We start from the raw sequence: 9,636 nt of genomic DNA on the forward strand, positions 1-9,636 counted from the left end.
GACAGCTTGCATTGCTTCAGCAGTTGTACTGAGCAAACGATAAATACTGCCCGTGGTGAGTTTGACGTTAGAATAGGTTTTTTGGGTCAGCTCGATACCAGCAATGACCGTTTCTTTGATGTGCCCATAGTTATTCAAAACGAAGCCAGCCAGTGCCACGATTGCATTTGCAGAGAAAGTAACTTTTGACATTTAAGCCTCCAATACATTGGGTAGTGGCTTTTTACGGCTCTGGTCAATAAAGCGAGCAATCACACCCAAAACCGACAATACTGCAATCACTTTGGTCTGGGATTGGGCAGGCAATAACGCCATCACTTCAGGTGGGATACCAAACACAGCGATATAGCCAATGGCTGCAAATACCCAATTCGACAGCCATAGCCAACCTTTACGCCAGTTTTGAACAAGCCAGCCCACTTTATGCTGCACCAATTCAGCCGATACAAACTGAGCTGAAGCTGCTGCTAACTCACATTCAAGCATTTCAACCCGCTTCTGATGACGCTTGGCTTGATTTGAAAGCTGCTGGTTTTTATCTGTAATTGCAGCTTGTACAGCATCATCAATACGACGCTGCACTTTGACAGATTGAGGGGCTTTACGAGTAGGTTTAGCCATTATTTTGCTCCCCAAGGAATCTGAAAATGCGGACCATCAATAAAGGCAGAACGTCCATCTTTTTTACGGGCAGCAACATAGCCTCGACTCGCTTGCTCACTGACAGAACCTAATTTGCTATCTTTAGCAAGTGGAGCATATTGCGACATCACTGTGCCCCAACAGCCACCCCATTCGATTTTGATCTTGAGTTCATCAGCAGCTTGACGCATCGCTTCAGCGATTTTGTAATAATAATTCCAGTCCCACGATGGCTTACCCTTGACTAGTGCCAGCAGATCCACCGCATGACCAGTTAGATGTCGACTATTTGATGTTTGACTTGCACCTTGTGCGACCAATAGTTTCTGACGAGATTGAGTACGCACACCCTCATTGACTCGAAAGTCCACTTCAGTCAGTTCAATGGCACGTTCAACCACTTTCACGAGGTCAGCATGAACACCTTCCAGACGTGAACGACTGAGCTTGGATAAAATAAATTTTGGTTGATTATCAGACATGGTAATCATCCCTTATAAATTAACTTACTGTTATTTTTGTTTTTTATCGTTCTAAAATTTAGGGGGAACGGCTTCCCTTAGACAAAAATAAAGCCGCTATTTTAAGCGGCTTTTTAAGGATCAAAATCCAAACATATCCAACTGTTTGTCATCTTTTTTCTTTTCCTGTTCAGGTTCTCGTTGTCTACGTTTAATCTCTCGAATCCAACGATTGCTGACACTGTACTTCTTAGCAAGTTGATCATTGCTCAAAGTTGCACTGTCTTGTTTGATTTTTTCATCTCTTAAAAACTGAGCATAATCCGCAGCAAGTGGGATATAGATTGTATCCCCATCCCAGTATCTACAGATTTGCATCAAGTTATTAAAGCCGATCAAATATGCTAGTTCATGGCGATCATTGACCATTTTTGTGGTCGGGATATGTAGATTTTGTCCTCCAAATTTCTTCACCAAAACGAGGGCAGTGCTTAAATCCGTCAGTCTAACGATGGTCTGTAGAGACTGAGGAAGTTTATCTAAAAATTCATCCATCTTGCTTTACCCTCCGTTGCTTGTCTTTTTCTAACGCTGCCACAATTTTCCAAAGTTGATGTTCCGTACAAAACTGTACACGTTCCTTACCAAACATATTTTTGGCGCAGCCATGTGCATAGTTCCAATGCCGACCTGCATCAGCAAGTAAGGCTTCGATTTTATTGACAAGTTTTTCTTTACTTTCTTTCACATCAGGTTTTTGTCCAAACTCTGTTTTAGCAGCAGTGTTTTTACTAAAACCAATAGACTCCATGTGTTTAAGCACGTTTACTAGACCATCATCATCCAAGTCTTTGGCAGATCGGCTGCCGCCAATCTGCTCAAGCATGTCACGGTATGTATCATCATCTAGCCCAAGCTGTTTTTTACCCATGTGGATTGCAGCGAGGCGAGAGTTACGTGAAGTCTTTTTCATACAAACACTCCCATAGTTGCTTGAATCAAGCCACCGATGCCAAGGCAACCAATAGCCGCAGAGCATAAGGCTTTCAGCACATAACCACGCTTTTGATGTGCAGTATTTTGTGATAGTTTTTGGTTGAACCAAGCTTTTTTAGCTTCACTAAAGCAAGTGACTAAACCCACAAGAAAAACAAAAAAATAGGCAAGTATAAGCATCCTTAAACTCCTAACCTTTCAAAATCTTGCCCTTTATTTACAGCATGATTTAGTTTTGCTGATTTACCCGCTTGGCGTCCCGCATTTAAATCATTTTGATAGCGTTCTGAGTTTGTATTGGTTTTTTTATTTCTATCGTTGACACTACCATTCGTTGTTTTATGTTTTTGATTGATATAAGCCTCAATTTGTTCAAGTTTTTCTTTATTGGGATTTAAATTGGCAACTTGTTTTGTTGCTTCAATGACCCAACCTTCGCAAAATAAATCAGCACGTTTGATTTTATTTGCTTTAATTTGAACTCGTTTTAAAGACTCTGAAATAAAACTTGTACGTGCTTTTTTAAGTTGGCGAAAAAGCACATCAAATGCATAGCTTGCGATTTCTGGTGCTGGGTCAAAGCCAATAAAAGCCCACGTTGCTTGTCGTTTCCAACGCATATTTATGGTTACTTTCATTTCAGATTGCAGCATGGCTTTACAGCCCATTAATTTTGCAATCGAATTCGCAAGCACAACCTCAAATACAGTGGGTTTTAAAGAGCCGCTACCTAAAATATTTGCTTCAGTGACACCTAATAAATCAGGATCACTTGGATCAATTTGGTACTTTTCCATAAAAGCCATTGCCTGACGCAATGCAGCTGCGGCTTCATGTTGGTTTGTCGATTTACTCAGTGCTAAACACTTTTTAATCTTTTCAATGACGGTTTTTTTGTTCATGGCATTTCCTTAATTGCATCGATAACTTCTTGCGGAAGTTGCCCTTGTTCTTCAGTTTTAATAATCAATTTACTCTCCAATTTAGCTGCTCATCAGTACCCAACCGCAACGTTGGGCAGACACAGACCGAAGTCTGTGTTTCGCTATTTTTTAGTGGTTTTGAAAGGCAGTTTTTGCTTACGTAAATTGCGGATTAGCAATTTATAATTAGCAATTGTTGGGGCTTGGATTATCAATTAATTGCCTCCTTTAACCCTTTACCTGCTTTAAACGCAGGGACGTTAGATGCCGAGATTTCGAGTGTTTCCCCCGTTTTAGGATTACGACCAGTACGAGCTTCACGGGCTTTCACAGAGAACGTCCCAAAGCCGACTAACGCTACAGAACCACCTGCTTTGAGTTCGTCAGTCACAGCATCTTCAAAAGCATTCAACGCTTTAGAGGCTTGGTCTTTGTTTAGACCCGCTTTTGCTGCTATCGCAGCGACAAGTTCAGTTTTATTCATGATTCATCTACCTTTTGGTTGTTTGAGGTTTTTACACGTTGGCAAAGTCAAGCGAGATTGCTTGATATTTACCGTCTTCATCACGTTCATAAAAACGAACGTATCTTTTGCTATCAACGATGTTGATGCTTTCAGCGATTGCATCCATTGCTTGCAACCACTTGGGATCATCAAAGTTATGACGACGTAAACCGAGGACACGACCTGTTGAAATTTTACCTTCCTTATCCACTTGGAAAGCATCTAAAATAAGGGTCTTGATATGATCATTTGAACTTTCTGACCATGATTGAATACATTCATCAATCAAGATTTTTGCGGCTTGTAACCGTTCGTCAAAACGCAAAGTATCTTGAATTTGACGTATAATTTTGAATTGACCATCAAAGCTATACAGGGTGATGTTGCCTTTATTACCACCAAGATGAACGTCAAATTGTTGCAATGACATATCAACAAAAGCACCTATTTCCGCAAAAACGATAGCTTTAAGTTTTTTAAGTCGTTCTTGTTCGACTTTGACTCGCCCAACGAGGTCAATGACTAAACCGTCACGTACAATATCAATCGGCTTGATAGAGCTTTCTGGTACTAAGCGTCCTTTGCTGTCTTGACGGAAACCGTCGGGGATTTGAGTAACTGCATTCATAAATAATTCCTAATTAACGAAAATGTTTTTGCTTTGCTTCAAATTTGGTTTGACACTCAATACAACGAGTCACACCACCTAACGCTTGGCGTTGCACTGGAATATCTTCACCACAGTCATCACACTCATCATGACTTGGGACTGTAAACTGCGTTCTTGCATTGATTTTTTCTTGCAAGTTCATGGCTTGAAATTCTTCAGCCATCTCTACCAAATCAACCACGACAACCTCCAAACGTTAAAATAAAAAAACCAAAGCCAATCACCGCCACCCAAAACAACAGACTTAAAACCACACCGTTTTTAAAATTCAAATCCATTGCTTTATCCTTATTTTTCAATTTTATAAGTGCATTTTTGACATGCCCGCCAGTGCCGCATTTCCGCAGGGTTTTGCGTTGGTGCATCACGTTCCTGATAAGCACGGCATTGCAGTCGGCTGATCTTGCGTTGTAAAAATGGGCATTCAAAATATCCCAGTGTTTCTAAAACTTTTTGTTCAATGAGTGCCGTGTTGCCGTTGTACTTATCTCGCAGAGCCAGCGAGAGAGAAGGGCGGGCGTAGCCCAGCTCCTTCGCCACTTTGGTCATGCTGCCGATTTCTTCAATACGGGCATAGACCAACGCTTCCACTCTTCCTGCTCACATAAATTGAGCTTGGCTGTATTTGACATAAAGCATTGCTCCATAAGTGATGACATTGAGTAAAACCAAAGCAATCACAACTGATCTATAGGTCAGTTTGGTGAGGCGGTGTGCTTGTTGAGCCTGAGCCACTTCACGCTTGCATTGCGTTATTTCCCTTGTGCACTTCGATAACTCCAAGTTCAGTCGTTGGCGTTCATGACGTGCAAATTGTTCAGGTGTTATATCTGTAGGTTTTAGATTTGATAAATGATTCATGCCAAAAACTCCCCGTCCATTTCTGCGCCATACTTACGCTCAGCTTCCAAAATTGGCGTATCTTGGTACATGATCAGACTCAAGTTATAGTCGAAAACTTGCAGCGCACGTCGTACTGAAGGTGGACGTGCCCCCGTATTCATATTCGGTAAAAGACGATATTTTGTTTGCCCATTTTTGCGATAAGTAGGTTTACGAGTGATTTCTAAATAGCCAGCTTGGAACAACGCTTTGAGATATTGCGTTGCAGAGGTGGCATTGATTGCCAGTTCATCCGTACTTGCCACTTTTGCAAGTTCATCTGCTGAAAAAGCTTGTTTGGTAATACGCAAGGTATTCCACATTGCTTGTGATGAAGAACGCTCTTCAATGATTTCTCCATTCTTACGAACAGCAGGTGCTGTATAGCCTTTATCAATTTCAAGCTTGTAATAGATAGTCACAATGGCACGGCTTTTACCTTTGCACGGCACTCTTTCAATCTCAGCAATGATTCCCGCTTTCTTCAAACCACTGACATAGTCATGAGCACTCAAATAATTCACTTTTGCAATGGCACAGATCTCTTTTACCGAGAAGCGTTGACCTGATTTCCGTATCTCATTCCATAATCTTTGACGTGGTGATTGATACACTGCACCTTTAACTAAATGTCTTGCCGTTTTTTGCTTACTATCCATGATTTCGACTCCCTGACTTAAAATGAACGTGGTTTAGGGCTTTCGCCTGTGATAAATCCATGTGGCAAAATTGATTTAAGGTTATTCAGATTGACTGAGTCCTCACCTTGCTCAAGTGCCAATTCACATAAGTTTTCGAGGTTACTGGACACACGTCGAGTCGAGCCTTTGACCGCTGCAATCAACATTTCTAAGACCACATCTTCGATATCAATATCAGTGGCATAAACATCTTTCAAAAGGCGACAATCATTTAAATTGGTGGGTTCAGCGCCTGCCCAGTGGTGCACACGTCCATGAAAACGTTCCCATTTCTCTAATTTTTTAGGAAGTAATTCCTCCCCAATAATTAAAATCGTACCCTGTGATGCTTCATAAATATCACGCACAATTTCAACTTTATTGCCTTCAACCAAGTAATCGAACTCGTCAATAATCAAAGGTTTATTGGTCTTTGCTAATTCACCTGCAACCGTTTCCATCATGTCATTGATGGTTTTCGGCTCAGGAATCGACATTTCACGTAACACTGCCTGTAAAAAAGACTTTTTCGAGTAAGTCGATTTAACTTGCACGTAATACGCACCTAACTTGTTCGCTACATAATTCGCTGCAAAAGACTTTCCAAAGCCTGATGGACCATACAAGCCACCAAGACCAGGCAGGCTGTCACTACGCTCAGTCATACGTTTGACCAAGTCATAGAACAAAGCGATGTTACGAATTTCGGCAATGCCTTTATTGACAGAATTACCCATTTAATGCATCCTTTAAAAAAGTTTGTTGTTCTTTAGTTTTGCCCCACAAAACTAAAAGCCGTTTGAAATACGCAGTTGCTCAGTATTTTCCATGTGCTGAAGCAACTGCTGATCTTCTTTACACATCCGTTTAAACAGTTTTGAAAGTTGGAAAGTCTTCCAAAACTTCTTATCCTCCTCATTTGTGTCCTGATTGGTTAGAATTTTCTGATCTATACCGATCCAACGCTCAAGTTTGTCATCGTGATGGCTGACAACAGCTACATCTTCGATTTCATTAGAAATTTGATACTTCACTTCTTGAGTCAGTTGCTTTGGTTGAACCTCTATAGCGTTTAATTCATTGAATAATTCTTCACGTTCACGTTTCGGGAACGTAATCACGGTTTGATTTTCAAGATGTTCAATCACTTGCTGAGGATTCAACTCTTGAACTACTTCCGCTTGCTTAGCTGCTAAACGACGCAAACGTCCCGCAGCACGTTGTTCACGAGCTTGCTCAATGACCGCTTTCGGGAAGTAGTCACGCTTATTCGCATTCCACACAGCGATACAGATCAGGCGACCATCCATGTCCCGTACAGTGACCTTTTCAGCGTCATGAATGTCATAACCGACCTGCACATACTCATCATGAAACTGTTCAAGATCACGATGAAAATAACGATTAGTAAACAACTCAATCTCACAACGACGCACTTTGCGCTCAATCGTTGGACGGAAAAAGTTCTCCATATCCCAGTTGTCGATTCGATCAATCGGGTTCTCGTCATCTAACGATGCAGTCCACATTTCTAACGGGGACATATAACGACTCTTCATCGTCACTGGGTCAGTGATCCGCTTTAAACTGCTATGCGGTTTATTGTTGTAGTCCGTGACCACTTGCTCGGCAAAAACTACAAAGTCGGCAAACTTCATCAAAGCCTGTGACTGACCAAATTGGATAATGTCCTTACGAGTTAGCTTATGAACTTTATTGCCTGCTTCCGCATCCATATCTTTGCCGATATAGGTTGGCAATGTCTTAGCAGCCTTAACCCACAACGTTTTATGGCTACGCTCAATCAAACCTTTGGCTTGCGAGTTATATGGCAGGGCATGCGATACCGTGACATTTAAACGACTTAAAATACCGTTGCCACGACCCGTTAAAACCGCATTCTTATAGCCTGAACCATTGTCGACATAGAACATCGCAGGAATGCCACATTCAGTTGCCGCCATCCTTATCGCATCAAGTACTGCCCATTTATTCTCTGATAAATCAATCGACCAGCCGACAATACGACGACTCGCTACATCAATAATCGCTGTAATCTCAGGACGAAACGGTTTTCCCGTGATTGGATGGGCGATTTCAGCATCAAAACAATGACCATCTGCTGTATACACATCAGTAGGCAACATGCTCTCAGTATCACGACGTACAAAGCCTTTGATATTCTTGATCTCACGGCTACCCATGCGACCTTTTTGCACATCCACATTGCCCATTTTTTCATTCAAAAAACGATATGCCTGAGCATAACTAGGGCAGGCAATACCATTGCCAAGGTACTGAGGAAGCAGTTCCAAGCAAGCAGTCAAAGTCGGTTTTTGTGGTTGCCCCCACAGTTTCAAAAGCTCAACCGCCCAAGCAGGAATCTCAGCAACTGCACGAGCTTTAGGTGCAAGCAAAGACAAAACATTGATCTTATGCAGTTCTGCATCTTCAACCGCTTTGATCCAGTCGAACACTGAACGGCGGCTCACAGTACGCTTATCACCTGCCTTGGCATTGGCTTTTAAAATCGCTTCCAAAATTTCAGGCAATAAACTCCCCGCATCAGCATCAACAATCATTTGCTCAATGACATTGGTTTTTTTACGACCTGATCTGACTTGCTCTTGCACATAACGAACCACAAACAAACGATTTTCTGCGATCTGTACTTGCCAATCCATAAGTTCGTTAGCTGTAGGTAAAACAGGTTTATTTTGTTCGTAATTGGTTTCTAATTTTGCGCTTTCTTTAAGTTCAATGACTAAAATGAGTTGTTTTATTTCCTCATTTAGTTCGTATTCTCGTCTTAATCCCCCTTTCCCTCGGCTCGCAACTTCCCTATACTTTAATTGCTTACTGAGTACTAGTTTCTCTATGCCTCTGCGAGATTTAGGAAAACCGTTCAAATCTAGGGCATGTAATTCAGCAACGCTGTAGAACTGTTTCATTTTTTAGCCCTTACTATAGCGTGGATATTTACGTTTATTATCTTTAGTCCAACGTTCTGGAAATAGCTCAAATAAAGGCTTTCCGAGAAATTTAGAGATAATAAGCTCTGCATTTAATGTGGGTTTTACTAATGCACTTCGTAGAGTTGATTCGGGTAAATTATGTTCACGAGCAAGGTCGGATAAAGTTTTACCTTTGCGATTGATTTCCGCTTTAATCGCATGTTTATCCCAAACTTGTTCTGTTGGGTTTTCTTGTAAAAGCCCCATAATGAACTCCCTAAACCGTGCCGAAATGGCATTTTTTTAAACCGTTAGAATCAACGTTTGTTGAACCTAACAGTAGAATATGCCGTAATTTGTTCGTTGTAAAGTGTTCGTAATATAAATTGCGAACAAATTTGGATAGGAATTTGCAAATGACTGATAATAAAGAAAATTTAATTGCGAATTTTGCTGATTTTAATTTTGATGCATGTTCGCAATTCAAAGAGTTTAATTACGAACATGAAATGACTGATATTCAGAAGCGAATGTATTATTTGATGCTGAATGGGAATCGCCCAAGAGGAAGTAATGAATCTTTATATGGCTGGACAACTAGTCTAGGGCTATCACGTTCAACTGCTTTTGGTTTTTTTAGTAAAAATAATAAAACTATGCATAGTGCAGTGGCAGAAAAAATTGCCAATGCAACTGGGGCTTATCCTTTATGGGTTCAAAATGGTGTAGGTGTGCCATTTCCTCAAGCAGATGCTGGTCAATCCATAAATCCAGTGGCTAACCATGAGCAGATCAAAGCAGCATTTACTGACAAAATTCAAAGCATGCCACTGCTAGATATAGCGCCACTACAGCCAAATGAGATCAACAAAGAACTGTTAGAACAATGCTTCGATCTCACCGATGGCGTACTAGAAGCAACG

Annotated in this window: 16 protein-coding genes, 1 other RNA gene and 1 pseudogene; 1 reads left to right on the forward strand and 17 read right to left on the reverse strand. The window is 41.1% G+C overall.

Annotated features, from left to right (window positions below; all coding sequences use genetic code 11):
• The 17 genes from AVJ19_RS19395 to AVJ19_RS19475 all read right to left on the reverse strand — a co-directional run.
• The coding region (locus tag AVJ19_RS19395) for a hypothetical protein (RefSeq protein WP_162626661.1) at positions 1–192 on the reverse strand (192 nt) is incomplete at its 3' end.
• A complete protein-coding gene (locus tag AVJ19_RS19400; protein ID WP_228203411.1) occupies positions 193–621 on the reverse strand; it encodes a hypothetical protein in 429 nt (142 codons plus the stop codon).
• The gene (locus AVJ19_RS19405; protein WP_111861223.1) at positions 621–1,124 is read right to left on the reverse strand and encodes a M15 family metallopeptidase; all 504 of its coding nucleotides are present in this window, start codon (positions 1,122–1,124) and stop codon (positions 621–623) included. The genes AVJ19_RS19400 and AVJ19_RS19405 overlap by 1 nt, the downstream gene beginning before the upstream one ends.
• 120 nt (positions 1,125–1,244) lie before the next feature.
• Positions 1,245–1,658 carry a Mor transcription activator family protein gene (locus tag AVJ19_RS19410; protein ID WP_111861224.1) on the reverse strand — a complete coding sequence of 138 codons (414 nt, stop codon included), beginning with the start codon at positions 1,656–1,658 and terminating at the stop codon, positions 1,245–1,247.
• A complete protein-coding gene (locus tag AVJ19_RS19415; protein ID WP_111861225.1) occupies positions 1,651–2,076 on the reverse strand; it encodes a gp16 family protein in 426 nt (141 codons plus the stop codon). The genes AVJ19_RS19410 and AVJ19_RS19415 overlap by 8 nt, the downstream gene beginning before the upstream one ends.
• Complete coding sequence (locus AVJ19_RS19420; RefSeq protein ID WP_111861226.1) at positions 2,073–2,279, reverse strand: hypothetical protein; 207 nt, start codon at positions 2,277–2,279, stop codon at positions 2,073–2,075. Before AVJ19_RS19420 ends, AVJ19_RS19415 begins: the two co-directional genes overlap by 4 nt.
• 2 nt (positions 2,280–2,281) lie before the next feature.
• Positions 2,282–3,001, reverse strand: a complete 720-nt coding sequence (locus AVJ19_RS19425) for a DUF2786 domain-containing protein (protein WP_111861227.1) — start codon at positions 2,999–3,001, stop codon at positions 2,282–2,284.
• 79 nt (positions 3,002–3,080) lie between these two features.
• Positions 3,081–3,147: hammerhead ribozyme type II (locus AVJ19_RS19430), an RNA gene on the reverse strand.
• An 86-nt stretch (positions 3,148–3,233) separates the two neighbouring features.
• A complete protein-coding gene (locus AVJ19_RS19435; protein WP_111861228.1) occupies positions 3,234–3,506 on the reverse strand; it encodes an HU family DNA-binding protein in 273 nt (90 codons plus the stop codon).
• A gap of 31 nt (positions 3,507–3,537) precedes the next feature.
• Positions 3,538–4,155: a DUF3164 family protein gene (locus AVJ19_RS19440; RefSeq protein WP_111861229.1), complete on the reverse strand. Its 618-nt coding sequence runs from the start codon at positions 4,153–4,155 to the stop codon at positions 3,538–3,540.
• A gap of 13 nt (positions 4,156–4,168) precedes the next feature.
• The gene (locus AVJ19_RS19445) at positions 4,169–4,378 is read right to left on the reverse strand and encodes a TraR/DksA C4-type zinc finger protein (RefSeq protein ID WP_171334249.1); all 210 of its coding nucleotides are present in this window, start codon (positions 4,376–4,378) and stop codon (positions 4,169–4,171) included.
• A 107-nt stretch (positions 4,379–4,485) separates the two neighbouring features.
• Positions 4,486–4,788 (reverse strand): LysR family transcriptional regulator, encoded by a 303-nt coding sequence (locus AVJ19_RS19450; RefSeq protein WP_111861230.1) that lies wholly within the window; start codon positions 4,786–4,788, stop codon positions 4,486–4,488.
• A 9-nt stretch (positions 4,789–4,797) separates the two neighbouring features.
• Complete coding sequence (locus AVJ19_RS19455; protein ID WP_111861231.1) at positions 4,798–5,058, reverse strand: hypothetical protein; 261 nt, start codon at positions 5,056–5,058, stop codon at positions 4,798–4,800.
• On the reverse strand, positions 5,055–5,738 hold the full coding sequence (locus AVJ19_RS19460; protein ID WP_111861232.1) for a hypothetical protein: 684 nt from the start codon (positions 5,736–5,738) through the stop codon (positions 5,055–5,057). Before AVJ19_RS19460 ends, AVJ19_RS19455 begins: the two co-directional genes overlap by 4 nt.
• Positions 5,739–5,755: 17 nt before the next feature.
• Positions 5,756–6,496, reverse strand: coding sequence for an AAA family ATPase (locus tag AVJ19_RS19465; RefSeq protein ID WP_111861233.1), 741 nt, complete (start codon positions 6,494–6,496; stop codon positions 5,756–5,758).
• 51 nt (positions 6,497–6,547) lie between these two features.
• Positions 6,548–8,710 (reverse strand): Mu transposase C-terminal domain-containing protein, encoded by a 2,163-nt coding sequence (locus AVJ19_RS19470; protein WP_111861234.1) that lies wholly within the window; start codon positions 8,708–8,710, stop codon positions 6,548–6,550.
• Between the two features lie 3 nt (positions 8,711–8,713).
• On the reverse strand, positions 8,714–8,980 hold the full coding sequence (locus AVJ19_RS19475; protein ID WP_111861235.1) for a helix-turn-helix domain-containing protein: 267 nt from the start codon (positions 8,978–8,980) through the stop codon (positions 8,714–8,716).
• A 149-nt stretch (positions 8,981–9,129) separates the two neighbouring features.
• Here AVJ19_RS19475 and AVJ19_RS19480 point away from each other — a divergent pair.
• Positions 9,130–9,636: pseudogene (locus AVJ19_RS19480) on the forward strand (hypothetical protein); the annotation flags it as partial.

The sequence above is a fragment of the Acinetobacter sp. CFCC 10889 genome (genome assembly GCF_003268395.1).
Classification (GTDB): domain Bacteria; phylum Pseudomonadota; class Gammaproteobacteria; order Pseudomonadales; family Moraxellaceae; genus Acinetobacter.

Coding starts and splice junctions, on each gene's coding strand:
- AVJ19_RS19420 (WP_111861226.1), bottom strand. CDS start 2,279: ATGCTTATACTTGCCTATTTTTTTGTTTTTCTTGTGGGTTTAGTCACT.
- AVJ19_RS19435 (WP_111861228.1), bottom strand. CDS start 3,506: ATGAATAAAACTGAACTTGTCGCTGCGATAGCAGCAAAAGCGGGTCTA.
- AVJ19_RS19440 (WP_111861229.1), bottom strand. CDS start 4,155: ATGAATGCAGTTACTCAAATCCCCGACGGTTTCCGTCAAGACAGCAAA.
- AVJ19_RS19400 (WP_228203411.1), bottom strand. CDS start 621: ATGGCTAAACCTACTCGTAAAGCCCCTCAATCTGTCAAAGTGCAGCGT.
- AVJ19_RS19470 (WP_111861234.1), bottom strand. CDS start 8,710: ATGAAACAGTTCTACAGCGTTGCTGAATTACATGCCCTAGATTTGAAC.
- AVJ19_RS19415 (WP_111861225.1), bottom strand. CDS start 2,076: ATGAAAAAGACTTCACGTAACTCTCGCCTCGCTGCAATCCACATGGGT.
- AVJ19_RS19405 (WP_111861223.1), bottom strand. CDS start 1,124: ATGTCTGATAATCAACCAAAATTTATTTTATCCAAGCTCAGTCGTTCA.
- AVJ19_RS19455 (WP_111861231.1), bottom strand. CDS start 5,058: ATGAATCATTTATCAAATCTAAAACCTACAGATATAACACCTGAACAA.
- AVJ19_RS19410 (WP_111861224.1), bottom strand. CDS start 1,658: ATGGATGAATTTTTAGATAAACTTCCTCAGTCTCTACAGACCATCGTT.
- AVJ19_RS19425 (WP_111861227.1), bottom strand. CDS start 3,001: ATGAACAAAAAAACCGTCATTGAAAAGATTAAAAAGTGTTTAGCACTG.
- AVJ19_RS19460 (WP_111861232.1), bottom strand. CDS start 5,738: ATGGATAGTAAGCAAAAAACGGCAAGACATTTAGTTAAAGGTGCAGTG.
- AVJ19_RS19465 (WP_111861233.1), bottom strand. CDS start 6,496: ATGGGTAATTCTGTCAATAAAGGCATTGCCGAAATTCGTAACATCGCT.
- AVJ19_RS19475 (WP_111861235.1), bottom strand. CDS start 8,980: ATGGGGCTTTTACAAGAAAACCCAACAGAACAAGTTTGGGATAAACAT.